Origin of the sequence: Streptomyces avermitilis MA-4680 = NBRC 14893 (assembly GCF_000009765.2) — a bacterium.
Classification (GTDB): domain Bacteria; phylum Actinomycetota; class Actinomycetes; order Streptomycetales; family Streptomycetaceae; genus Streptomyces; species Streptomyces avermitilis.
Map to the genome: position 1 here is coordinate 7,143,630 of NC_003155.5, position 22,604 is coordinate 7,166,233.

Annotated in this window: 20 protein-coding genes; 11 read left to right on the forward strand and 9 right to left on the reverse strand. The window is 71.7% G+C overall.

Annotated elements, in window-relative coordinates:
* Nucleotide 1 precedes the first annotated feature (1 nt).
* Nucleotides 2–238, forward strand: coding sequence for a hypothetical protein (locus SAVERM_RS30580; RefSeq protein WP_010987334.1), 237 nt, complete (start codon nucleotides 2–4; stop codon nucleotides 236–238).
* A 172-nt stretch (nucleotides 239–410) separates the two neighbouring features.
* On the opposite strand, the gene SAVERM_RS30585 is transcribed toward SAVERM_RS30580, so the two are convergent.
* Nucleotides 411–1,013: a hypothetical protein gene (locus SAVERM_RS30585; RefSeq protein WP_037645622.1), complete on the reverse strand. Its 603-nt coding sequence runs from the start codon at nucleotides 1,011–1,013 to the stop codon at nucleotides 411–413.
* Between the two features lie 112 nt (nucleotides 1,014–1,125).
* On the opposite strand from SAVERM_RS30585, the gene SAVERM_RS30590 reads away from it, so the two are divergent.
* From SAVERM_RS30590 to SAVERM_RS30600, 3 genes are all read left to right on the forward strand, one after another.
* Nucleotides 1,126–2,199 carry a sialidase family protein gene (locus SAVERM_RS30590; RefSeq protein ID WP_010987336.1) on the forward strand — a complete coding sequence of 358 codons (1,074 nt, stop codon included), beginning with the start codon at nucleotides 1,126–1,128 and terminating at the stop codon, nucleotides 2,197–2,199.
* A 38-nt stretch (nucleotides 2,200–2,237) separates the two neighbouring features.
* Nucleotides 2,238–2,942, forward strand: a complete 705-nt coding sequence (gene npdG / locus SAVERM_RS30595) for an NADPH-dependent F420 reductase (protein ID WP_010987337.1) — start codon at nucleotides 2,238–2,240, stop codon at nucleotides 2,940–2,942.
* Between the two features lie 62 nt (nucleotides 2,943–3,004).
* On the forward strand, nucleotides 3,005–3,187 hold the full coding sequence (locus tag SAVERM_RS30600) for a hypothetical protein (protein WP_010987338.1): 183 nt from the start codon (nucleotides 3,005–3,007) through the stop codon (nucleotides 3,185–3,187).
* Here the strand turns inward: SAVERM_RS30600 and SAVERM_RS30605 are convergent.
* Complete coding sequence (locus tag SAVERM_RS30605) at nucleotides 3,177–3,977, reverse strand: site-2 protease family protein (protein ID WP_010987339.1); 801 nt, start codon at nucleotides 3,975–3,977, stop codon at nucleotides 3,177–3,179. The genes SAVERM_RS30600 and SAVERM_RS30605 overlap by 11 nt on opposite strands.
* A 104-nt stretch (nucleotides 3,978–4,081) precedes the next feature.
* Here SAVERM_RS30605 and SAVERM_RS30610 point away from each other — a divergent pair, with 104 nt between their 5' ends.
* Both SAVERM_RS30610 and SAVERM_RS30615 read left to right on the forward strand, forming a co-directional pair.
* On the forward strand, nucleotides 4,082–4,636 hold the full coding sequence (locus tag SAVERM_RS30610; protein WP_010987340.1) for a DUF6578 domain-containing protein: 555 nt from the start codon (nucleotides 4,082–4,084) through the stop codon (nucleotides 4,634–4,636).
* A 14-nt stretch (nucleotides 4,637–4,650) separates the two neighbouring features.
* Nucleotides 4,651–8,163: an AfsR/SARP family transcriptional regulator gene (locus SAVERM_RS30615; RefSeq protein WP_042493764.1), complete on the forward strand. Its 3,513-nt coding sequence runs from the start codon at nucleotides 4,651–4,653 to the stop codon at nucleotides 8,161–8,163.
* Nucleotides 8,164–8,184: 21 nt separating this feature from the next.
* Here SAVERM_RS30615 and SAVERM_RS30620 read toward each other — a convergent pair whose 3' ends face one another.
* Nucleotides 8,185–9,003, reverse strand: a complete 819-nt coding sequence (locus tag SAVERM_RS30620; RefSeq protein WP_010987342.1) for an ABC transporter permease — start codon at nucleotides 9,001–9,003, stop codon at nucleotides 8,185–8,187.
* Nucleotides 9,000–10,040 carry an ATP-binding cassette domain-containing protein gene (locus SAVERM_RS30625; protein ID WP_010987343.1) on the reverse strand — a complete coding sequence of 347 codons (1,041 nt, stop codon included), beginning with the start codon at nucleotides 10,038–10,040 and terminating at the stop codon, nucleotides 9,000–9,002. Before SAVERM_RS30625 ends, SAVERM_RS30620 begins: the two co-directional genes overlap by 4 nt.
* A gap of 288 nt (nucleotides 10,041–10,328) precedes the next feature.
* Here SAVERM_RS30625 and SAVERM_RS30630 point away from each other — a divergent pair, with 288 nt between their 5' ends.
* Entirely contained in the window at nucleotides 10,329–10,724 is a 396-nt protein-coding gene (locus SAVERM_RS30630) for a hypothetical protein (RefSeq protein WP_010987344.1), read from the forward strand.
* A 24-nt stretch (nucleotides 10,725–10,748) separates the two neighbouring features.
* Here the strand turns inward: SAVERM_RS30630 and panB are convergent, their stop codons facing one another.
* Entirely contained in the window at nucleotides 10,749–11,612 is an 864-nt protein-coding gene (panB, locus tag SAVERM_RS30635) for a 3-methyl-2-oxobutanoate hydroxymethyltransferase (protein WP_010987345.1), read from the reverse strand.
* A 202-nt stretch (nucleotides 11,613–11,814) separates the two neighbouring features.
* Between panB and SAVERM_RS30640 the strand changes: the two genes are divergently transcribed.
* The 4 genes from SAVERM_RS30640 (at nucleotide 11,815) to SAVERM_RS30655 (ending at nucleotide 16,814) form a co-directional block, all read left to right on the forward strand.
* Nucleotides 11,815–13,407, forward strand: a complete 1,593-nt coding sequence (locus SAVERM_RS30640; protein WP_010987346.1) for an MFS transporter — start codon at nucleotides 11,815–11,817, stop codon at nucleotides 13,405–13,407.
* Between the two features lie 100 nt (nucleotides 13,408–13,507).
* Nucleotides 13,508–14,128, forward strand: a complete 621-nt coding sequence (locus SAVERM_RS30645) for a TetR/AcrR family transcriptional regulator (RefSeq protein WP_010987347.1) — start codon at nucleotides 13,508–13,510, stop codon at nucleotides 14,126–14,128.
* A 276-nt stretch (nucleotides 14,129–14,404) separates the two neighbouring features.
* Complete coding sequence (locus tag SAVERM_RS30650) at nucleotides 14,405–15,442, forward strand: endonuclease/exonuclease/phosphatase family protein (RefSeq protein WP_010987348.1); 1,038 nt, start codon at nucleotides 14,405–14,407, stop codon at nucleotides 15,440–15,442.
* 145 nt (nucleotides 15,443–15,587) lie between these two features.
* Nucleotides 15,588–16,814: an MFS transporter gene (locus tag SAVERM_RS30655; RefSeq protein ID WP_010987349.1), complete on the forward strand. Its 1,227-nt coding sequence runs from the start codon at nucleotides 15,588–15,590 to the stop codon at nucleotides 16,812–16,814.
* A gap of 93 nt (nucleotides 16,815–16,907) precedes the next feature.
* Here SAVERM_RS30655 and SAVERM_RS30660 read toward each other — a convergent pair whose 3' ends face one another.
* From SAVERM_RS30660 to SAVERM_RS30675, 4 genes are all read right to left on the reverse strand, one after another.
* Nucleotides 16,908–18,662 (reverse strand): NAD+ synthase, encoded by a 1,755-nt coding sequence (locus SAVERM_RS30660; RefSeq protein ID WP_010987350.1) that lies wholly within the window; start codon nucleotides 18,660–18,662, stop codon nucleotides 16,908–16,910.
* Between the two features lie 383 nt (nucleotides 18,663–19,045).
* Complete coding sequence (locus tag SAVERM_RS30665; protein ID WP_078234548.1) at nucleotides 19,046–20,986, reverse strand: S53 family peptidase; 1,941 nt, start codon at nucleotides 20,984–20,986, stop codon at nucleotides 19,046–19,048.
* A gap of 278 nt (nucleotides 20,987–21,264) precedes the next feature.
* Complete coding sequence (locus SAVERM_RS30670) at nucleotides 21,265–21,891, reverse strand: DUF305 domain-containing protein (RefSeq protein WP_010987352.1); 627 nt, start codon at nucleotides 21,889–21,891, stop codon at nucleotides 21,265–21,267.
* On the reverse strand, nucleotides 21,888–22,556 hold the full coding sequence (locus SAVERM_RS30675; protein WP_010987353.1) for a DUF3105 domain-containing protein: 669 nt from the start codon (nucleotides 22,554–22,556) through the stop codon (nucleotides 21,888–21,890). The genes SAVERM_RS30670 and SAVERM_RS30675 overlap by 4 nt, the downstream gene beginning before the upstream one ends.
* Nucleotides 22,557–22,604 lie beyond the last annotated feature (48 nt).

A 22,604-nucleotide genomic window follows, 5' to 3' on the forward strand; every position in this document is an offset into this window, starting at 1 on the left:
CATGGCCCTGTTCAAGAAGCGGACGGTCGGAAAGCCCGGCGAGTGGTACTACTGCCTGGTCCACCGGAAGGTCGAAGAGGGCCCCGAGTGCCCCGCGAAGGACCGCTTCGGCCCCTACGCGAGCCGCGAGGAGGCGGAGCACGCGATGCAGACGGCGCAGGAGCGCAACCTGGAGTGGGAGACGGACCCCAAGTGGCACGACGTGAACGAGCCGGACGCCGAGGAGGACAAGCCCTAGGTCAGGGGGCGGGCGCGGTCTCGGCGGTTTCGGAGGCGCTCTCGGCGGTTTCGGCGCGGTGGGCGCGCCGGCGTTCGGCGTGTTCGTCGGTGCGTACGTCGTACGCCATCAGCTTCGGCAGGCACAGGGCCGGCAGCGCGTCCGGACCGCCCTGAGCCGGGCGCGGCGTCCGCTACCAGCGTGCCGGCGGCGGTGCCGTCAGATGGTCGGCCAGCCGGGACAACCGGTCGCGCAGCCGCCGGTGCCCGCGGGGACCCGGCAGCGCGTTCTCGCCCGCCGCGGCACTGACGAGATGCTGGACCGTGTCGAGGTCGAGCTCGGGACCGGGCGGTACGGAGAGGGACTCATGGGCCATCGCCCCGAGTTCACGGTCGCCGGAGTCGAGGGCGAGGACCGTCGCCCCCGCCCGCCGGGCGTCGTGGATGCGCTCCAGGAGCGGCGCCTGGGGCGCGGACGGAGACACCACGAGCAGGGTCTCGCCGCGCCGCGCCGCCTCGATCCGGCCCAGGCCCACCGCGAGGTGCGCCGGATCCGAGGCCCGCGCCCCGTGCCGCACCAGCGTCGGCGACAGCTCCGGCGTCCCCGACCAGGCGGCCTCGTCCACCAGATGCGCCGCCAGATGCCACGGCTCGTAGTCCGCCGTGCCCACGAGCAGCAGGCCGCCCCCGTGCGACACCACGGAACCCCGCAGGGTCCCCGCGAAGCGCCGGGTGGCGCCCAACCACTCGGTCCCGGCAAGTACTTCGCGCAGCAACGCGACCCGTACGGCATCCATACGCACGCATCCTGCCGCAACCGGCCACTCGTGACGCGGAGTTCACCACGAATTCGCCCAAGTTGGGCAGTCGCCGGTCACCAAAAGTCCACGGTGCCCTCGAGGAGCCCCGATGACAGAAGCCAGTACACCGTTCCGCGGCGGCCGCGAAGGCTATGCCAGTTACCGGATCCCGGCAGTCGTCGCGACCGGCGTGGGAACCCTGCTCGCCTTCTGCGAGGGCCGGGTCGACTCCGCGCACGACCACGGCAACATCGACATCGTGCTGAAGCGGTCGGGCGACGGCGGCCGCACCTGGGGCCCGCTCCAGGCCGTCGCGAAGAACGGCGACAACCTCGCGGGCAACCCGGCCCCCGTCGTCCTCGACACCGGCCGGGTCCTCCTCGTCCATGTCCGCAGCGCGGCCGGCGCGAGCGAGGACGCCATCCTGCGCGGCAAGGTGAAGGCCGCCGACGGGCGGCGCGTATGGGTCCAGCACAGCGACGACGACGGACTGACCTGGTCGGGCCCGCGTGAGATCACCGGACAGGTGCGCAAGGCGAACTGGCGTTGGTACGCCACCACACCCGGGCACGCCCTCCAGCTCACCACCGGCCGCGTCGTCGTACCCGGCAACCACACCGTCCCGCCCACCGGCACGGACAACGGCACGGAGGCCAAGTACAACAGCGGGCACTGCCTGCTCAGCGACGACCGCGGCGCGAGCTGGTACCTCGGCTACCTCGACGAGAACACCAACGGCTACATCAACGTGAACGAGACGACGGCCACCGAACTCCCCGACGGGCGGGTCTACTTCAACACCCGCAACGACTCCCCGTCCCCCGGCAACCGTGCCGACGCGTACTCGAAGGACGGCGGGAAGACCCTGGTCAAGCCGTTCCGCCCGCAGGCCGGGCTCACCACCCCCGTCGTCCAGGGCAGCGTCCTCCAGCTCCGCGACCCCGATCTGCTCCTGTACTCCGGGCCCGCCGACCCCGCCTTCCGCGCCCTGATGACCGTCCGCGCCAGTGCGGACGGCGGCACCACCTGGCGCACCGCCCACCCGCTCGACGGCCTGCCCGCCGCGTACTCCGATCTCGTACGCGTCGACCAGGACACCGTCGGCCTGCTCTACGAGACGGGTGACTTCGGCGCCTACGAGACGATCACCTTCCGTCGCATCCCGGTGACGGCCCTCACGTGAACCTGAACCGCCCGGGGGTACGCACGTAAAGTCACCCCATGACCTCTACTGACAGTGCACAGAAGGCTCCCGCCAAGGACCCCTGGGACCTTCCCGACGTCTCGGGGCTCGTCGTCGGCGTGCTCGGCGGCACCGGCCCCCAGGGCAAGGGCCTCGCCTACCGCCTCGCCAGGGCCGGCCAGAAGGTGATCATCGGCTCGCGCGCCACGGACCGCGCCCAGGCCGCCGCGGACGAGCTCGGCCACGGTGTCGAGGGTGCCGACAACGCCGAGACCGCGCGCCGCAGCGACATCGTGATCGTCGCCGTGCCCTGGGACGGCCACGGCAAGACCCTCGAGTCCCTGCGCGGGGAACTGGCGGGCAAGCTCGTCGTCGACTGCGTCAATCCGCTCGGCTTCGACAAGCAGGGCGCGTACGCGCTGAAGCCGGAGGAGGGCAGCGCCGCCGAGCAGGCCGCCGCCCTGCTGCCGGACTCACGGGTCACCGCCGCCTTCCACCACCTGTCCGCGGTACTGCTCCAGGACCCGGAGATCGCCGAGATCGACACCGACGTCATGGTCCTCGGCGAGGAGCGCGCCGACGTCGAGATCGTCCAGGCGCTGGCCGGCCGCATCCCCGGCATGCGCGGCATCTTCGCCGGGCGGCTGCGCAACGCCCACCAGGTCGAGTCCCTGGTCGCCAACCTGATCTCCGTCAACCGCCGCTACAAGGCGCACGCCGGTCTGCGCGTCACCGACGTATAGGCCGCGCGAGGGCATGGGGGACACTGAGGGAAAGCAGTGTCCCCCCGACAGGAGCCCGCCCCATGCCCCGCCTCGCCCTCTACGCCCTCGTCGTCTGCGTCCTGTCGGTCGCCGCGGCCGTCGTCTCCTTCGTCCAGGGCAGCTGGCTGGGGATCGTGTGGGTGCTGATGGCGGGACTGTCGTCGAACATGACCTGGTACTACGCGCGGCGGGGCCGCGGCGGGCGCGGGTCCGTCACAAGCTGACCGAGCAGAACTCGTTGTCGCCCTGCCAGAAGCGGTACAGCTCCTGGCCGCAGTAGCGGTGGATGTCGTCGATCCCGAGACCGTTCAGGATCGCGTCGATCGCGTCGAAGAACACCCCGTTCACCGACGGGATCCACAGGATCGCGAACACGGCGAGCAGTCCGAAGGGCGCGAACGGCTCCACCTGGCGGCGGATGTCGTACGACAGCCAGGGCTCGATCACCCCGTAGCCGTCCAGGCCCGGCACCGGCAGGAAGTTCAGGATCGCCGCCGTGACCTGGAGCAGCGCGAGGAACGCCAGCGCGTACTGGAAGTCCCTCGGCACCCCGTCGAGGGCGTGCAGCCAGAACGGCGCGGTGCACACGGCGGCGAACAGCACGTTCGTGAGCGGGCCCGCCGCCGAGATCAGGCTGTGCTTCCAGCGGCCCTGGATGCGCTGCCGCTCGATGAACACCGCGCCGCCGGGCAGACCGATCCCGCCCATGATCACGAAGATCACCGGCAGGACGATGCTCAGCAGGGCGTGCGTGTACTTCAGCGGGTTGAGCGTCAGATAGCCCTTCGCGCCGATCGAGATGTCACCGCTGTGCAGGGCGGTGCGCGCGTGCGCGTACTCGTGCAGACAGAGCGAGACGATCCACGCCGCCGTCACGAACAGGAAGACGGCGATCCCCGGCTGCGCGGCGAACCCGGTCCACGCGGCCCAGCCGGTGACCGCCGTGACGGCCACGATCCCGATGAAGACGGGGCTGATCCTCCGGTCACTGCGCCGGGAGGCGGCGGTGGTCATGGGGCTCCCTGGGCTGGTACGTATGGGCTGGGACTGCCCGACCGTACCGGGCGCACTGCGAAAACGTCTCGCGGTGGGTCGGGAGTTCCGGGGAAGGTGGGGGCATGGGGCGTTGGTACGTGTACTACGAGGACTGGCAGATGGAGTGCTGCGGTACGCCGTTCTCGGTGGGGGACGAGGTGAGCTGGCCGCTGCTGCTCATGGACGCGGACGACGTGCTCGCGGGCGACTGGGAGCGCGAGCTGAGCAGGCTCGTGGGGTCCGTCGAGGCGGTACGGGACGAGTACGGCGGCGTGCTCAGGACGCTGCGGACGGGTCCGCCCGCAGGTCCCGGGCTCACGGCCGCGCTGAACGCCGACGCGGTGGACGAGTCAGGCGCGGAACCCGCGGAGCCGATCCGCAGGGTCGGCCTGCTGACGGTCGAGCGGCACGGCGGCGAGTGGCCCGAGACCACCGGGCGGGTCCGCGCGATCCACCTGGTGCACCAGGAGTACGCGGTCCTCGCCCCCGGCTCCCTGACCCGCGAACCGGTGCCGGGGACGCGCTCGCTGGAGGCCGTGACGAGCTGCCCGAAGTGGTTCGGCGAGGGCCGGTCCGGCGTTCTCGTCGAACTCGACGTCCCCGGCGCCGCACCGCCCGAACCCCGTGACCGGTCGTGACGGCACCGGAGACAATGGACCCCGTGCGCTATCGCGTTCTCGGCACCACCCAGGCACTGCGCCCCGACGGCACGCCCGTCCCGGTCGGCGGGGCGCGGCTGCGTGCCCTGCTGACCGTGCTCGCCCTGCGGCCCGCACGGACCCTGCCCGCCGCCGTCCTCGTCGGCGAGGTGTGGCACGGCGACCCGCCCGCCGACGCGACCGGCGCCCTTCAGGCACTGGTCGGGCGGCTGCGCAGGGCGCTCGGCGCGGACGCGGTGGAGTCCGTGCACGGCGGCTACCGTCTCGCGGCGGTCGCCGACGACGTCGACGCGCACCGTTTCGAGCGGCTCGCCGGGGAGGGCCTGCGGGCCCTGGCCGACGGCGACCCGGCGAAGGCGGCCGTCGTCCTCGACGACGCGCTCGCCCTGTGGCACGGGCCGGCCCTCGCGGACCTGCCGGACCGCACCGCGGAGGCGGCCCGCTGGGAGACCCGCCGCCTCGACGTGCGCCGCGCCCGCCTCACCGCGGCGCTGTCCCTCGGCCAGGCGGACCAGTGCCTGCCCGAGCTGACCGCCCTGTGCGACGTGCACCCCCTGGACGAGCCCCTCCAGGCACTGCGGCTGCGCGCCCTGCGCGACACCGGCCGCCCGGCACAGGCCCTGGCCGCGTACGAGGACGTACGACAGCTGCTGGCGGACCGGCTGGGCTCCGACCCGGGCCCCGAACTGCGCGCCCTGCACGGCGAGTTGCTGAGCCCGGCCGGTGAACCCACGCCGGGCTGGGGCGGGGGACCCGGAACGCGCGGTACGGGCGGCACGGGTGCCGTCCCGGCCGGAGAGCGGCACGGCGGCACGGGTGCCGTCCCGGCGTACGGCGGTGGCAGGGCCGAGGGCGCGGGTCCGGTGGCGTACGGCGGTGGCAGGGCCGAGGGTGCGGGTCCGCGGCCGGACGGCCTTCGCGGCGGTGTGACGGCGGGCGGCGCGGGCGGGGCGGCCGGCTCCGTCAGGACCTCCCGTGCCCCCGCCGCCCCCGTGCCCCCGGGCAACCTCCGCGCCCGCCTCACCTCCTTCGTCGGCCGCGACGCCGACATCGGCACCATCCGCGGCGATCTCGCGTCCGCGCGGCTCGTGACGCTGCTCGGGCCCGGCGGGGCCGGCAAGACGCGGCTGTCGCAGGAGGCCGGTGAGGCCGTGGCCGGGGGCATGCCCGACGGGGTGTGGCTGGCCGAGCTGGCGCCGGTGGACGATCCGGAGGTCGTGCCCGAGGTCGTGCTCACCGCGCTCGGGGCCCGGGAGACCGTGCTGCACGGGGCCGGCGCCGAGGAGATGCGGGCCGTCGCGGAACGCCGGGACGATCCCCTCGTCCGGCTGGCCGAGCACTGCGCGCGGCGCCGCATGCTGCTCATCCTCGACAACTGCGAACACGTCGTGGACGCGGCGGCGCACCTCGTGGCGGAGCTGCTGGCGCGCTGCCCGGGGCTGACGGTGCTGGCCACCAGCCGCGAACCCCTCGGCGTACCGGGAGAGTTGCTGCGGCCGGTGGAGCCGCTGCCGGAGCCGTACGCGCTGCGGCTGCTCGCCGACCGGGGCGCGGCGGCCCGGCCCGGCTTCCGGGTCCAGGACGACCCGGAGGCCGCCGCCGAGATCTGCCGCCGCCTCGACGGCATGCCGCTGGCGATCGAGCTGGCGGCCGCCCGCCTCCGCATGTTGACGCCCCGTCAGATAGCCGACCGGCTCGACGACCGCTTCCGGCTGCTCACCTCAGGCAGCCGTACCGTGCTGCCCCGGCAGCAGACCCTGCGGGCCGTCGTCGACTGGTCCTGGGAGCTGCTCGACGCCGACGAACGCGGTGTGCTGCGACGGCTGTCCGTCTTCGCGGGCGGCTGCGACCTGGCCGCCGCGGAGGCGGTGTGCGGCCCGGCCGCCCTGGAGGCGCTGGGCTCACTCGTCGACAAGTCCCTCGTCGTCGCGTCCCTCGCGGACGGCGGCGGCAACGACGGGATGCGCTACCGGCTCCTGGAGACCGTCGCCGAGTACGCGGGCGAACGGCTCGACGAGTCCGGCGAGCGCACCGCCGCCGAACGGGACCATCTCACGTACTACCGCGAACTCGCCCGCACCACCGACCCGTTGCTGCGCGGCGCCGGCCAGCGCGCCGCGATCGAACGGTTCCAGCTGGAGTACGAGAACCTGCGTACCGCCCTGCGCCACGCCGTCGCCGCGCGGGACGAGCAGGAGGCGCTCTGCCTGGTCCTGTCGCTGTGCTGGTACTGGCAGATGCGCGACCAGCGCATCGAGGCCCGCACCTGGGCCACCGCGGTCATGGCCCTCGGCCCCGACCCCTTCGCCGCGCCCGCACGGCCGGCCCCCGTGCTCCGCGAGAGCTGCACGGACAGCCCGCCGCCGATGCGCCCCGAGATCCTCGACGAGGCCCGGCGCGGAGTGCACCTCGTCCATCTCGCCTGCATGGACATGGACCTGGAGATGTGGGACACCCCGCGGGCCAGAGAGAAGCTGCGGGTCATCAGCGAGACCTACCGCCCGGGCCAGCCGCAGATCTGCCGCAGCCCCGGCTTCCTGTGGTTCTTCGCCGTCATGCTCACCGGCGACCTCGACAGCACCCGCGCCGTCGTCGACGCGTCCGTGCGCACCTGCCGCGAACTCGGCTACTCCTGGGAGCTGGCCCAGGCCCTCCAGATGCGGGCCAACGTCCTCGCCAACCGCAGCTTCTGGGCGGCCGACGCGACCCGTGACGCGGACGAGGCGCTGGAGATCTTCATCCGCATCGGCGATGTCTGGGGCGCGGCCGAGGCGCTCTCCGCGCGCGGCGAGGCCCGCGAGCGCAGCGGTGACTACCCGCGCGCCGCCGCCGACTACGAGGCGGCGATCACGTACGCCGAACGGCTGGGCGCCCATGCCCAGGCGGCCGTGCTGGGCGCCCGCCTGGGCAGCGTCCTCATCGACGCGGGCCAGGGGGAGCGGGGCGAGCAGCTTCTGCGGGAGGTACTGGACGAGGGCCAGGGCATGGTGAGCGAGGCCATGCCCGCCGCGCGGCTCTTCCTCGCGATCCGGCTCGGCCGCACCGGCCGTCTCGCCGAGGCCCGCGAGCAGCTGGGCATGCTGCGCACGGACTTCGGAGACGTCCGCTTCGTGGTCTTCGACGGCTTCGTGGTCGGTGTGGAGGCGTGGCTGGACGCCACCGAGGGGCGGTACGCGGAGGCGGTGGAGAAGGTGCGCCGGGCGCTGGCCCGGGCCGCGGACCAGGTGACCCGGGTGATCGCGCCGCACATGTTCTCGGTGCATCTGACCACCGCGGCCATCGCGCTCACCGGCCTGGACGGCGGGCTGCGCGCCCCGGACGCGGCCCGTTGCCTGGCCGTCTGCGACCAGCTGCTGCCACCGGGACACCTTCCGTCCGTGATGGAGCGCGAGGTGCGTGCGGAGGCCGAGGCGGGGGTGCGTGCCGTGCTGGGCGACGCGGCGTACGAGGCCGCGTACGCGGAGGGCGGCGGGCTCTCCCTGGAGGAGGCCGCCGCCCTCGTCTGACGCGGACCGGGGGGCTGAAGCTCAGCTCTTGGTGCGGAACTTGTGGATGGCGATCGGTGCCATGACGGCCGTGAGGACGACCGACCAGACCAGTGTCACCAGCACGTCGTGGCCGACCGGCTGGCCGCCGTTCATCAGGCCGCGGGCGGCGTCCGCCAGCGACGAGAGCGGGTTGTAGTCGGTGAACGCCTGGAGCCAGCCGGGCATCGTGTCGGTCGGGGCGAAGATCGACGACCCGAACTGCAGAGGCATCAGCACAAGGAACCCCATCCCTTGGATGGCCTGGGCGTTCTTCATCACCACGCCCATGGTCAGGAAGATCCACATGATTCCGGAGCCGAAGACCATCGCGAGTCCGACGGCGGCGAACAGGCCCAGGACGTTCGACACGGACAGGCCGAGTATGAAGCCGACCGTGAGCAGGACCGCCACGGCGACCAGCATGCGGCCGATCTCGACCGTGATCTTGGCGATCAGCACCGAGAAGCGGGCGATCGGCAGGGACCGGAAACGGTCCATCACGCCCGTCTGGAAGTCCTGGTTGAAACCGGTGCCGACCCCCATGGCGATGTTCATGCCCATCATCGCCATCAGGCCCGGGACCACGTAGTTGACGTACTCGTGCTGGTGGCCCTTGCCGGCGATCGAGCCGCCGAAGACGAACACGAACAGCAGACAGAAGACGATCGGCATCAGGACCGCGTCGAACATCGACTCGGGGTCCTGGCGGATCCACAGCAGGTTGCGGCGGACCAGGGCGCCGATGTGGCGCAGATTGCCGCGGAGCCCGATGCGGCCCTCGTCGTGCGCTACGGGCGTCGGGACAGTGGTGGCGCTCATACGGCGGCCTTCGCGAATTCGGGGGACGCGGGGGACGCGTCCTGCGGGGCACTGGCCTTGTGGCCGGTGAGGGACAGGAACACCGCGTCCAGGCTGGGCAGTTCGGTGGTGATGCCGGCGAGGGTGATGCCGCGGGCGGTGACCGCGCCGACCACGGCGGTCAGCTGCTCGTCGCTGAGGATCGGCACCACCACGGTGCCGGTCTCGGGGTCCACGGTCGCGGAGCCGGGGCCGGTGAGACCGAAGTCGTCGAGCGCCGCGGCTGTCGGGCGCAGCTCCAGCGGGTCCGCCGGGCGGACGCGGAGGGTGCGGCCGCCGACCCGCGCCTTGAGTTCGTCGATGCGGCCGCCCGCGATGACCTTGCCGCGGTCGATGACCGTCAGCTCGGAGGCCAGTTGCTCGGCCTCCTCCATGTACTGGGTGGTGAGCAGGACGGTCGCGCCCTCGGCGACCATGCGCTTGACCTCCGTCCACACCTCGTTGCGGGTGCGCGGGTCCAGACCGGTGGTCGGCTCGTCCAGGTAGAGGACGGACGGCCTGCCCATCATGGACGCGGCGAGGTCGAGGCGGCGGCGCATACCGCCGGAGTACGTGGACGCCGGGCGCTTGGCGGCGTCGGTGAGCGAGAACCGCTCCAGGAGTCCGTCGGCCCGTGCCCTGGCCTCCTTGCGGGGCAGGTCGAGGAGCCGGCCGATCAGATACAGGTTCTCGTAGCCCGAGAGTTTCTCGTCGACCGAGGCGTACTGGCCGGTGAGGCCGATCACGCGGCGGGTCCCCCGGGGCTGCTTCACCACGTCGTAGCCGGCGACCACGGCGTGGCCGGAGTCGGGGGTGATGAGGGTGGACAGGCAGCGGACCAGGGTGGTCTTGCCGGCGCCGTTGGGGCCGAGCACCCCGAGGACGGTGCCCTCGCGCACCTCCAGGTCGACCCCGTCCAGCGCCTTGGTCTCGCCGTAGTGCTTGACCAGCCCCCGTACGACGACGGCCGCCGAGGGGCCGGCTCCGTCCTGCCGGGGCGTGTTGTCGATTCGCGTCATGCCGCCAAGGTGTCAGCCACCACCGACAAACCACCGACAGGCGCCGACTGGCGCCGACAGCCCGCCTACAGGGTGCCGACAGCCGCCCCCGGTACGCCGGCTGCGGGCCGTTCTGCCAGGTCGGAGGAGCTGTCCGGTCCGCCCGCTGTCGGCGGCGGCCGTGGTCGAGCGGGGCGGGCACCGCCTCCTTGTGAAACGGCACCACAGCGCCGCCGCACCCCTCAGGGGCCGGCCGAGGAGCACGCGTTCCTGCGGCACCTGAGGGAGCACGGCGCGCCCTTCGCCGAGGTGCTCGGGGCCGTCGCGCGCGGCGGGTGGGTCTACGAGGTCCACGCCGCCGGGGCCGGCACGGATCTGTACCGGGTCTCACTGCTGGAGGGCTACCAGGAGCAACGCCCCCTCAGCGCCGCGGAGTCGGCCGCGCTGCCCGCGCTGCTGCCCCTCGTGCACGCCGAGTCCGCGCTGTCGGAGATGGGCTACTTCCACGGCGTGATGGGCTCCACCGCGGACACGGCACTGGCGTACGACCGTTTCGTGGGCCACACACGGTGGTTCGGCGGCGAGGACGGCACCCGGCTGCTGAACCGGATCCGGACGCGCCTCCAGAGACCAGGGCCTGTCCGGTTCTGGAACGGCAGCAGCCCGCCGACGGGGGAAGATCGGCGGGCTGCCCTGGTGCCGTAGTGGCTCTGTGGAACGTCTGAACGTCTAGTGGACGGAGTGCTCCTCCAGCGGGAACGTCCCGCCGACGACGTCCTCGGCGAACGCCTTCGCCGCGTTGCCCATGACCTCGCGCAGATCGGCGTACTTCTTCACGAACTTCGGCACCTTGCCGCCGGTCAGCCCGAGCATGTCCGTCCAGACCAGCACCTGCGCGTCCGTCTCCGGACCGGCACCGATGCCGACCGTCGGGATGTGCAGGACCCGCGTGACCTCCGCGGCCAGTTCCGCCGGGACCAGCTCCAGGACCACGGCGAACGCGCCCGCGTCCTGGACCGCCTTGGCGTCCCGCAGCAGCTGCTGGGCCGCCTCCTCGCCGCGGCCCTGGACGCGGTAGCCCATGGCGTTCACGGACTGCGGGGTCAGACCGATGTGCGCCATGACCGGGATGCCGGACTCGACCAACAGCTCGATCTGGCGGTGCGAGCGCTCACCGCCCTCCAGCTTCACGGCCCCGACCCCGGCCTCCTTGACCAGCCGGGTGGCCGAGCGCAGCGCCTGGACCGGGCCCTCCTGGTACGAGCCGAAGGGCAGGTCGCCGACGATCAGGGCGCGGCTGGTGCCGCGTACGACCGCGGCCGACAGCATGGTCATCTCGTCGAGGGTGACGGGCACGGTCGTCTCGTACCCCAGGTGGCAGTTGCCCGCCGAGTCCCCGACGAGCATGACCGGGATGCCGGCCTCGTCGAAGACGGACGCGGTCATCGCGTCGTACGCGGTGAGCATGGGCCACTTCTCGCCGCGTTCCTTGGCGGTGGTGATGTCGCGGATGGTGATGCGACGCGTGCCCTTGCCTCCGTACAGTGCCTTGCTGCTGTCGGACGGCTTCTGGGCAGCCGAAAGCTGCGTCATCGCAACGGCTCCTTCTGTCATCTCGAGGCGCCCTCACGGCGTCCCCGGATCCCCTCCATGGTGGCACCTCGTGCCACGCGCGGCTAGACCAGGGCAGGAGAGGCGGGGACCAGGTCTCGTGACCTAGGTCTCTTCGTAAGGTCTCCGTAAAGAATTTCGATACGAGACGGTTCCGTATCGGAATTACCCTACGCTCGGCGGCATGACAACTCCTGCTGCTCCGACCGAACGGCGGGTCCCCGAAGCGGTGCACCGGCGCCGCTGGGCGATCCTCGGCGTGCTGATGCTCAGCCTGCTGATCGTGGTGCTCGACAACTCCATCCTGAATGTCGCCATCAAGACCATCTCCACCCCGGCTCCCACCGGCCTCGGCGCCACGCAGAGCGAGCTGGAGTGGGCCATCAACTCCTACACGCTCGTGTTCGCCGGGCTGCTCTTCACCGCGGGGCTCCTCGGTGACCGGCTGGGCCGCAAGAAGATGCTCCTCGCCGGTCTCGCCGTCTTCGGCATCGGCTCCGCGCTCGCCGCCGAGTCCGGCTCGCCGGTGCAGCTCATCGCGTTCCGCGCGGTGATGGGCCTCGGAGCCGCCTTCGTGATGCCCGCGACCCTCGCCGTCCTCATGAACGTCTTCGAGCGCGACGAGCAGCCCAAGGCCATCGGCATCTGGGCCGGCGGCGTCGGCATCGCCATCGCCATCGGCCCGATCACCGGCGGCGTGCTGCTCGACCACTTCTGGTGGGGCTCGGTCTTCCTGATCAACGTGCCGATCGTGGTCATCGCGCTGGGCCTGATGGTCTGGCTGGTCCCCGACTCCCGCGACCCGAACCCCGGCCGCGTCGACCCCGTCGGTGTCGTCCTGTCCGTCATCGGGCTCGTCCTTCTGGTGTACGGCATCATCAAGGGCGGTCAGCTCGCCGACTTCACCGACCCGCAGGTCCTGGCGACCATCGCGGCCGGCCTTGCCGTTCTCGCCGCCTTCGTCGTGTTCGAGAAGCGCAGCGACCACCCGTCCGTCGACGTCACGTACTTCAAGAACAAGGTCTTCTCCGCGGCCATCGCCGCCATAGCACTGGTCTTCTTCGCGCTGATGGGCGTGACCTTCTTCTCGGTCTTCTACACCCAGAGCGTGCGCGGCTACTCGCCGCTCCAGACCGGCCTGCTGATGCTGCCGCTGGCCGCCGCCCAGATGATCTTCGCGCCGCGGGCCCGGCTGGTCGTCGACCGGTTCGGCAACAAGGCCACGACCACGGCCGGTCTGGTGGTCCTCGCCGCGATGCTCGCCGCGTTCGCCACGCTGGACGCGGACACCCCGATCTGGCTCCTGGAGGTCGTCTTCTTCCTGATGGGCGCCGGCATGGCGCACGTCATGACCCCGACCAGCGTGGTCATCATGCAGGCGCTGCCCCGCGAGAAGGCGGGCTCCGCGTCCGCGCTCAGCAACACCTTCCGTCAGGTCGGCGGCGCGCTCGGCATCGCGATCCTCGGCTCGGTGCTGTCCACCACGTACCGCGACGGCATCGAGGACAAGCTCTCCCAGCTCCCGCCCGCCGTGCGCCACACCGCGGGCGAGTCCATCGAGGCGACGCTGGGCGTGGCCGCGAAGCTCGGCCCGGACGGCAAGGCCCTCGTCGCCCCCGCCAACGACGCGTTCCTGCACGCGATGCACCTCACCGCCCTGTGCGGCGCGGGTGTGGCCGTGCTCGGCGCGGTGATCGTGGCGCTGTTCCTGCCGGGCCGGCCCCCGGCGCCCCAGGAGGGCCAGGAGGAGACGGAGTTGGTGACGGCGGACCACTGACCTCGCGTACGCGGCTCGGGCACCCGCGGACGGCGGGTGCCCGGCAGCGGCGTACACAGGGGAGAATCACCCCAGCACAGCGACAGGGACGGAGTCGAACGTGAGCCTCGCGGACAGCCGAGCCAGGCGTGAGGGCCCCGCCAGGGGACGCCCCCGGAGCGAGGCCGTCGAACGCTCCATCATCGAGGGCGTGATGAAGCTCCTCGAAGACGGCGTCCCCCTCGCGGACCTCTCCATGGAGCGCGTCGCCCGCACCGCGGGCGTCGGCAAGGCCACCATCTACCGCCGCTGGCGCGACAAGGAGGAGCTCTTCGTCGACGTCCTGCGCGCCGCCGAGCCCGCCGACCCCGAACTCCCCGGCACCTCGATGCGCGACGACCTCGTCGTCATGCTGGAGTCGCTGCGTCAACGGGGCCTGCTCGCCCGCTCGTCGGCGATCCTGCACAACGTCTACGCACAGATGAAGAGCAGCCCCCGGATCTGGACCGCCTACCACGCGACCGTGGTCGAACCACGGCGCCGGCTCGGCGCGGAGGTCCTGCGCCGCGGACAGGAGAACGGCGAGCTCCGGGCCGACCTGGACATCGACTTCGTCAACGACCTGTTCGTCGGCCCCATGCTCGTGCGTACCGTCCTGCGCCCCGACGGCGATCTGCCCGAGGAGCTCGCCGAACAGATAGTCGACGCCCTCCTGACAGGACTGCGCCCGACCGGGCCGTGAGGCGCACACGTTCCGGGCCGTGGAGCGTACGTCTCGTCACACGGCGCACATCTCGTCGAGCGGCGTACGTCTCGTCAAACGGCGTACGCCGCACCACTAATGTGCGCGTTTCGTCACAGAGGCCCCGTCACGCGCCCTCATTCGGAACTCCGGACGCCGGGTTCGTCGTCCTCGTGCCCGTACGGCCGTCATGGGACGGCGAGATCGGAACCGATCATCCCCTAGGGTCGTAGGCGCGGGAGTGACGGTGTGCACGGCAGGTTGTGAGGCGACGGTATGGCGCAGGCGTACGTGACGGAGACGGGCAGCGGCGGCTCGGAGTCCGACCGCAGAGGGTCCCGGCTCCGGCGCCTGTACGACAGCCTGCGCGGCGACCGCGGGATCTGGCGCCGCGGACTGGTCGTCGCAGCCTGCGCGGTGGTCCTCGCGCTGGTGATGGTGCTGCACGCGCAGATCCCGAACACCATCGGCAACCTGGGCAGTCTGGTGGAGACGTTCCTGCCCTGGCTGGGTGTCTTCGTGCCGCTGCTGCTGGCCCTCGGGCTCGTCCGCAGGTCGGCGACCGCCGTGATCGCCGTACTGCTGCCCACGATCGTCTGGCTGAACCTCTTCGGCGGGCTGCTCACCGACCGGGCCGGCAGCGGCGGCGATCTGACCGTCGCCACCCACAACGTCAACGCGGACAACACCGACCCGTCCGGCACCGCCCGCGACGTGGCCGCCTCGGGAGCCGACGTCGTGGCGCTCGAGGAGCTGACGGCCACGGCGGTGCCGGTGTACGAGAAGGCGCTGGCGGCGACGTACAAGTACCACTCGGTGCAGGGCACGGTCGGGCTGTGGAGCAAGTACCCCCTGAAGGACGTCCGGCCCGTGGACATCAAGCTGGGCTGGACGCGCGCGATGCGGGCGACGATCGTCACACCGTTCGGGGAGATCGCGGGCTATGTCGCCCACCTGCCCTCGGTCCGGGTGAAACTGGCGGCCGGGTTCACCGCCCACCAGCGCGACAAGAGCGCCGACGCGCTGGGCGAGGCCATCGCCGACGAGACGCTGCGGGACGTCGTCCTGCTCGGCGACCTCAACGGCACGATGAACGACCGCTCGCTCAGCAACATCACCTCGCAGCTGCGCTCCACCCAGGGCGCGGCCGGCAGCGGCTTCGGATTCAGCTGGCCCGCGTCGTTCCCGATGGCCCGGATCGATCAGATCATGGTCAAGGGCGTCGATCCGGTGACCTCGTGGACCCTGCCGAGGACGGGCAGCGACCACCTCCCGATCGCGGCCCGCGTGAAGATCTCCGCAACTGCTTCCTAGCTCGTGGAATACTCGGCCCGAGCCTATTTGTTCCGTAGATGAACTTAAGCTGCGCGTGCACAGCGGTGTGCACGCGCGGTCATGTACGGACGGAGCTTGCCCGCACGGGGCGCCGCTCCACCACCTTGCTCGTGAAAGGCCTCTCATGCCCCTCGCCCTGCTGGCCCTCGCCGTGGGCGCCTTCGGCATCGGCACGACCGAGTTCGTGATCATGGGTCTGCTGCCCGACGTCGCGGACGACCTGCACATATCCATCCCCGCCGCCGGCCACCTGGTCTCGGCGTACGCGATCGGCGTCGTCATCGGCGCCCCGCTCCTGGCGGCCGTCACCGCCCGGCTGTCCCGCCGCAAGGTCCTGATCGGTCTGATGGGGCTGTTCGTGGTCGGCAACGCGCTGTCCGCCTTCGCCCCCGACGACCACTGGCTCCTCGCGGCCCGCTTCCTCAGCGGCCTCCCGCACGGCGCGTTCTTCGGCGTCGGCGCGGTCGTCGCCACCAATCTGGTCGCGCCCGAGCGCAAGGCCCGCTCGGTCTCGCTGATGTTCCTCGGCCTGACGGTCGCGAACGTCGCCGGTGTGCCGGTCGCCACCCTCATGGGCCAGCACCTCGGCTGGCGGGCCACCTTCCTGGGCGTGAGCGCGATCGGCCTGGCCGCCATCGCCTCGCTGGCCCTGCTGGTCCCGCACGACCACACCCACGCCACGTCCGGCGGCCTGCGCGGCGAGCTGACGGCCCTGCGCTCGCTGCCGGTCTGGCTGGCGCTCGGCACGACGGTCGCCGGCTTCGGCGCGCTCTTCTCGGCGTACAGCTACATCACACCGATGCTGACGGACGCCGCCGGCTACGCCCACGGGAGCGTCACCCTGCTGCTCGCCCTGTTCGGCGTGGGCGCGACGGCCGGCAACCTCGTCGGCGGCCGCCTGGCGGACCACTCGCTGCGCGGCACGCTCTTCGGCGGCCTCGTGTCGCTGGTCGTGGTGCTGTCCCTGTTCCCGCTCCTGATGACCACGCAGTGGAGCGCGGCCCTCGGTGTGACCCTCCTCGGCGCGGCCGCGTTCGTCACGGGCTCGCCGCTCCAGCTGATGGTCATGGAGAAGGCGTCGGCGGCCCCGTCCCTGGCGTCCTCCGCCAACCAGGCGGCCTTCAACCTGGCCAACGCGGGCGGCGCCTGGATCGGCGGTCTCGCCCTGGCCGCGGGCTTCGGCGCCACCTCCCCGGCGCTCGCTGGAGCCGCCCTCGCGGTGCTGGGCCTGGCGGTCGCGGGCACGGCGTACGCGGTGGACCGCCGCCGCGCGCTCGCCGTGGCGGTCACGACGAGTGGCCGGCTGGTCGCCACGCACGTTCCCCAGCGCACGGAGTCGGCACACCGCTGAACTCCCGGGTACGCGAAAGGGGGCGCCCCTCGCCGGGGCGCCCCCTTTCGCGTACCTGCCTACGGGCTGCCGTGACGCGTCACCCGCGTACCGTCACGAGTGCTCGCGCCAGCGGTTGGTGATCGGCAGCCGGCGGTCCTTGCCGAAGCCCTTCGCGGAGATCTTCGTGCCCGGCGGGTACTGGCGGCGCTTGTACTCGGCGGTGTCGACCATCCGCAGCGTCTTGACGACCAGCTCACGGTCGTAGCCCGCCGCCACGATCGCGTCGGCGCCCGTGTCCCGGTCGACGTACAGCTCGAGGATCGCGTCCAGCACCGGGTAGTCCGGCAGCGAGTCCGTGTCGACCTGGCCGGGGCGCAGCTCCGCGCTCGGCGGCTTGGTGATCGAGGCCTCCGGGATCGGCGGGGTCTGGCCGCGCTCGGCCGCCGCCCGGTTGCGCCACTCGGCCAGCCGGAAGATCGACGTCTTGTACACGTCCTTGATCGGCCCGTACGCGCCCACCGAGTCGCCGTACAGCGTGGAGTACCCGACCGCCAGCTCGGACTTGTTGCCCGGCGCCAGCACGATGTGCCCCTCCTGGTTGGAGATCGCCATCAGCGTGGTGCCGCGCAGCCGGGACTGGAGGTTCTCCTCGGCCAGCCCGGTCAGCCCGAGCGAAGCCATGTACGCGTCGAACATCGGCTCGATCGACACGGTACGGAAATTGAGCCCCGTACGCCGCGCCAGCTCGGCCGCGTCACCCTTGGAGTGGTCGGAGGAGTACTTCGACGGCATCGAGACGCCGTACACGTTCTGCGCGCCGAGCGCGTCGCACGCGATGGCCGCGACCAGCGCTGAATCGATACCTCCCGAGAGGCCGATCAGCACCGAACGGAAGCCGTTCTTCGCGACGTACGCCCGCAGCCCGACCACCAGCGCGGAGTAGACCTCCTCGTCGGCGTCGAGCCGGTCCGCGTATCCGCCGGCCAGCTCCGCCTCGTAGGCGGGCAGCGGCTCCTCGGAGATGACGAGGCGGTCGATGCGCAGCCCGTCGTCCACGACCCCCGTCGGCGGCTCGGCCTCGGCGGCGGGGAGATCCAGGTCCAGGACCACGCAGCCCTCCGAGAACTGCGGCGCCCGCGCGACGACTTCGCCGTCCCGGTCGACGACGATCGAGTCCCCGTCGAAGACCAGCTCGTCCTGGCCGCCGATCATCGCGAGATACGCGGTCGTGCAGCCGGCCTCCTGGGCCCGCTTGCGCACCAGCTCGAGACGGGTGTCGTCCTTGTCGCGCTCGTACGGCGAGGCGTTGACGGAGAGCAGCAGTCCGGCCCCGGCCGACCGCGCGGCCGGCACGCGCCCGCCGTCCTGCCACAGGTCCTCGCAGATGGCGAGCGCGATGTCGACGCCGTGCAGCCGCACGATCGGCATCGTGTCACCGGGCACGAAGTAGCGGAACTCGTCGAAGACGCCGTAGTTCGGCAGGTGGTGCTTGGCGAAGGTGAGCGCCACCCGGCCGCGGTGCAGCACCGCCGCCGCGTTCCGCGGAGCGCCCGCGGGCTGCCCGTACTTCGGCTGGGCGCTCTCGGACCGGTCGAGGTAGCCGACGAGCACCGGCAGCTCCCCGAAGCCCTCCTCGGCCAGGCGGGCGGCCAGCTCCCTCAGCGCGGTGCGCGAGGCCTCGACGAACGAGGAGCGCAGGGCGAGGTCCTCGACGGGATACCCGGTCAGCGCCATCTCCGGGAACGCCACCAGATGCGCTCCCTGCTCGGCGGAGTGCCGGGTCCAACGGAGGATCGCCTCGGCGTTGCCGGCGATGTCGCCGACGGTCGAGTCGATCTGATTCAGGGCGAGGCGTAGTTGAGGCACGGGCCCAGTGTAATCGTCAAAGCGACACGATGTCCTGAGGGCGGGATGTGGGGCGCCCCACGCCCGGGCGCGGCCCCCTGCGGCCCGTGCACCCGGCGCCCCCGCGGCCCGTACAGGCGGCGCCCCCGCGGCCCGTACAGGCGGCCCCCGGCAGTCCGTACAGTCGGCGCGGCCCCGGCCGACACCGTGCGGCCCCCGCTCCCGCCCCGCCCCCGGCGCCGATCACGGCCGCATGCCCTGCCGCCCTCAGCCCCTCGGCCCCGGCCGTACGACACCGTCCGGTGCCTGCCGCGTCGTCGTCCTGCCGCTCGCCCGGGCACCGGCCCCGCACACACGTGCGCCCGCCGCCCGGTGAAGGGAGGCGGGCGCGACGCGCTGTCGGCTCAGTGACGGCGGTACGAGGTGACGTAGCCGGGAGCGGGCGAGCCCACGCCGGTGACGTCGTCGTAGCCCTTCACGGCCTTCAGCGAGCTGTCCTTGCCGAGGCTGCGGACCGAGGTCAGCAGACCCTCGGCCGCGTCGAACCCGTTGGCGAAGTCCACCCGCGCCACGGCGAGGTCACGGCCGGTCGGCTTGTCCACCACGTCGTGGTAGAGCTTGGAGCCGTAGCGGTCGTAGATCGCCGGGTTGGCGAAGCCGATCGCCCGGCCGCCGCGCTGCTCCTGCGCGAGCGCCTGGACGCCCGCGATCACCGGAGCGGCGAGCGAGGTGCCGCCGATGCGGTACTCGTCGTACTTCTGCGTCCCGTCCGGGAAGGTCTGCGTCTGGCCGACCTTGAAACCGGTGTTCGGGTCGGCGATCGCCGAGATGTCCGGCACGGTGCGCATCGGCGTCGAACCGTTCGCCTTGGCGAGCGACTTCGGGACGACTCCGCGCTGGTAGAACGGCTGCGCCACCGTCTTGCTGGTGCCGCCGCCCGCGCCCGAGCTGTACGCGCCCGGGAAGCTCGTCCAGCTCTTGCCGTCCGCGGACAGCGAGGCCTTCAGGGTGCCCCAGCCGGTCTCCCACTGGTACTTGTCGCCCTTGCCGACCGCCAGCGAGGTGCCGCCGACCGCCGTCACCCAGGCGGAGTTGGCCGGGGTGTCGACCTGCTTCGTACCGGTGTTGGCGACCTCGTCGCCGTTGTCGCCGGAGGAGAAGTAGAAGCCGATGCCCTCGATCGCGCCCAGCTTGAACGTCTGGTCGTAGGCGGCCGCGACGTCCGGCGTCTCGTTGGCCTCGATGTCGCCCCACGAGTTGGAGACGATGTCGGCCAGATGCCCGTCGACGATCTTGTTGAGCGAGTCGAGCAGGTCGCTGTCGTAGCAGGACGCCGCGCCGACGTACACGATGTTCGCCTTGGGGGCGACCGCGTGCACGGCCTCGACGTCGAGGGTCTCCTCGCCGTACCAGCCGGCCGCCCCGCACTCCTCGGTCTTCGTGTAGTCGCTCGGCAGCACCTGGGCCAGCTGGCCCTTGGCGTACTTCGCGTCACCGTGCTTGCCCGCGTAGGTGGCCGCGTCCGAGGCGATGGTCGGCGAGGCGTACGCGTCGGTGATGGCCACCGTCACGCCCTTGCCGGTCGCCTTGCCCGCGCCGTAGGCGGCCCGCAGCTGCTTGCCGGTGTAGCCCTTGACCGCGTACGGGATCTTCTTGCCGTACGCCTTGGGCAGCGAGGTCGCCACCTTCGAGCCGTAGTACGAGGAGTACGGCCCGGAGTTGTGGAACACGGCGTCCGGCGGCGGCAGCGTGTCCGCGTGGGTCGCCTTGTGCGGGGCGTTGTCCAGGCCGGTGACGGTCAGGACGGCGCCGTCCAGTGCCGCGGGGGCCGAAGCCGTCTTCGCCGGGGCGCGGTAGGTCTTGCCGCCCTTGACGTAGTTGTGCAGCTGGGTGCCGAACGCCTTCTCGGCGGCGGCCACGTCGCCGGTCACGGTGACGTAGTGCTGCGTGCTGCCGGTGACCTTCAGGCCCGCCGACTTCAGCCAGTCCGTCACCTCGGCGACCTGCGCCTTGGTGGCGCCGAAACGCGCCTGCGCCTGCTGGGCGCTGAGGTACTTGCCGTACGAGGCCGAGTTCGGGTCGGACACGGCCTTCGCGTAGGCGGCCAGGCCCGCCGCGTCCTTGCCGGCCAGGTAGACCCGGGCGGAGACCTGGGAGCCGTTGTCGGTGGCACCCTTGTCCGCCGTGGCCGTGGCCCACGCGGGCTTGGTGCCCGCGAGCGTGTCACGGCTCGGGCCGTCCGCGGCATGGGCCGCGGGTATGCCGAGCGCCAGCGCACCGGCGAGCAGCGGCAGTGTCGCTGCCATGCTCACCCCGGCGCGCGTTCTGGCGCGGTTGGATCTCATAGAACCCCCTGCGATGCGGTTCGTCGCATGTAGTGGTCGGCCGGTGATCCGCGTAGACCCCGTGCCGCAGGAGGGCAGGGGGAAAAGGATCACGTGGTGGGGGCCACTCTGGCGATGAACCGTTCATGCCAGGGGAATGAAAAGGCCAAGAAGAGCTCAAGTGGCCTTGATTGGCGGTTATTTGGGACGTTTTGGGAGGGTCCCTGTCTCCGATCGAGGGTTTTCCCTTTCACCGGCCCGGAGCATGGGCGCGCGAGTCGTCCCGGAGCGCGGGCGCGTTAGTCGCGCGCCTTCGCGCCCCGTTCCTTGAGCATGTCCGCCATCAGGTCGATCTCCGACTGCTGCGCGTCGACCATGCCCTGCGCGAGCTTCTTCTCCACGCCGACCGTGCACTTGGCGACACAGCCCTCCGCCATGTGGATGCCGCCCTTGTGATGGTCGGTCATCAACTGGAGGTAGAGGACCTCGGCCTGCTCGCCGCTCAGCGTGTTCAGCTTCTTCAGCTCGGTGTTGGTCGCCATGCCCGGCATCAGCGCGCCGTCCTTGCCGGAGGCCATGTCGCCCATGCCCATCCAGGTCATCGGCGCGTCCGCCGACACCTTCGGCAGCTCCCACAGGTCGAGCCAGCCCAGCAGCATGCCGCGCTGGTTGGCCTGCGTCTGCGCGATGTCGTACGCGAGGCGCCGCACCTCCTCGTTCTTGGTGCGGTCGCGCACGATGTACGACATCTCGACGGCCTGCTGGTGGTGGACCGCCATGTCCCGCGCGAAACCGGCGTCCGCGGAGCCGGCGGTCGGCGTCGTCGCCGACGAGCCGCCGTCCTCCGCGACCGCGTACGTGATCGCCCCGGCCGCGACGAGCACGGCCGCCGCGGACCCCGCGACCCAGCCGATGTGCCGGGTCACTGAGCCAGACCGTTGGTGCAGGCGGCACCGGGCTCGGGCGTCTGCTTGCCCTGCACGAACTCCGCGAAGAACTTGTCGACGTCCGGGTCGCTCGCGCTCTTCACCGTGCGCTGCTTGCCCCACGCGCTGAGCATGATCGGGGCCTTCTGGTCGTCGACCGGGCTCATCAGCGTGTACGGCGTCTTCTTGACCTTCGCCGCGAGCGCCTTGACGTCCGCGTCCGACGCCTTGCTGTTGTACGTCACCCACACCGCGCCGTGCTCCAGGGAGTGCACGGCGTTCATGTTGTTGACCGCCTTGGTGTAGACGTCGCCGTTGCAGTTCATCCAGACCTGGTTGTGGTCACCGCCGACCGGGGGCTCCATCGGGTAGTCCACGGTCTTGGTGACGTGGGTACGGCCCAGCTTGCCCTTCCACGTCTTCACCCCGTCCGTACCCGTCACGAAGTGGCCCGAGGAAGTCTTCGAGTCACTCGCCGAGGTGTCCTTGTCGTCCGACTGAGACTTGACGAGGACGACACCGCCGACGACGAGACCGGCGACGACCACCACGCTGGCCGCGATCGTGAGTATCCGGTTGCGGCGCTCACGAGAACGTTCGGCCCGGCGCATCTCCTCTATGCGGGCCTTGCGCTGCGCGTTGCTGGTGTTCTTGGCGGAACCCATGGCGAGTCCTTTGGGGGAGGGACGGTCGAGTGCGCTGATCGTAGTGGG

Coding starts and splice junctions, on each gene's coding strand:
- SAVERM_RS30620 (WP_010987342.1), bottom strand. CDS start 9,003: ATGAGCGCCACCACTGTCCCGACGCCCGTAGCGCACGACGAGGGCCGC.
- SAVERM_RS30605 (WP_010987339.1), bottom strand. CDS start 3,977: ATGACCACCGCCGCCTCCCGGCGCAGTGACCGGAGGATCAGCCCCGTC.
- SAVERM_RS30610 (WP_010987340.1), top strand. CDS start 4,082: ATGGGGCGTTGGTACGTGTACTACGAGGACTGGCAGATGGAGTGCTGC.
- SAVERM_RS30615 (WP_042493764.1), top strand. CDS start 4,651: ATGGACCCCGTGCGCTATCGCGTTCTCGGCACCACCCAGGCACTGCGC.
- SAVERM_RS30665 (WP_078234548.1), bottom strand. CDS start 20,986: ATGAGATCCAACCGCGCCAGAACGCGCGCCGGGGTGAGCATGGCAGCG.
- SAVERM_RS30590 (WP_010987336.1), top strand. CDS start 1,126: ATGACAGAAGCCAGTACACCGTTCCGCGGCGGCCGCGAAGGCTATGCC.
- SAVERM_RS30640 (WP_010987346.1), top strand. CDS start 11,815: ATGACAACTCCTGCTGCTCCGACCGAACGGCGGGTCCCCGAAGCGGTG.
- SAVERM_RS30625 (WP_010987343.1), bottom strand. CDS start 10,040: ATGACGCGAATCGACAACACGCCCCGGCAGGACGGAGCCGGCCCCTCG.
- SAVERM_RS30585 (WP_037645622.1), bottom strand. CDS start 1,013: ATGGATGCCGTACGGGTCGCGTTGCTGCGCGAAGTACTTGCCGGGACC.
- panB (WP_010987345.1), bottom strand. CDS start 11,612: ATGACGCAGCTTTCGGCTGCCCAGAAGCCGTCCGACAGCAGCAAGGCA.
- npdG (WP_010987337.1), top strand. CDS start 2,238: ATGACCTCTACTGACAGTGCACAGAAGGCTCCCGCCAAGGACCCCTGG.
- SAVERM_RS30675 (WP_010987353.1), bottom strand. CDS start 22,556: ATGGGTTCCGCCAAGAACACCAGCAACGCGCAGCGCAAGGCCCGCATA.
- SAVERM_RS30650 (WP_010987348.1), top strand. CDS start 14,405: ATGGCGCAGGCGTACGTGACGGAGACGGGCAGCGGCGGCTCGGAGTCC.
- SAVERM_RS30580 (WP_010987334.1), top strand. CDS start 2: ATGGCCCTGTTCAAGAAGCGGACGGTCGGAAAGCCCGGCGAGTGGTAC.
- SAVERM_RS30600 (WP_010987338.1), top strand. CDS start 3,005: ATGCCCCGCCTCGCCCTCTACGCCCTCGTCGTCTGCGTCCTGTCGGTC.
- SAVERM_RS30655 (WP_010987349.1), top strand. CDS start 15,588: ATGCCCCTCGCCCTGCTGGCCCTCGCCGTGGGCGCCTTCGGCATCGGC.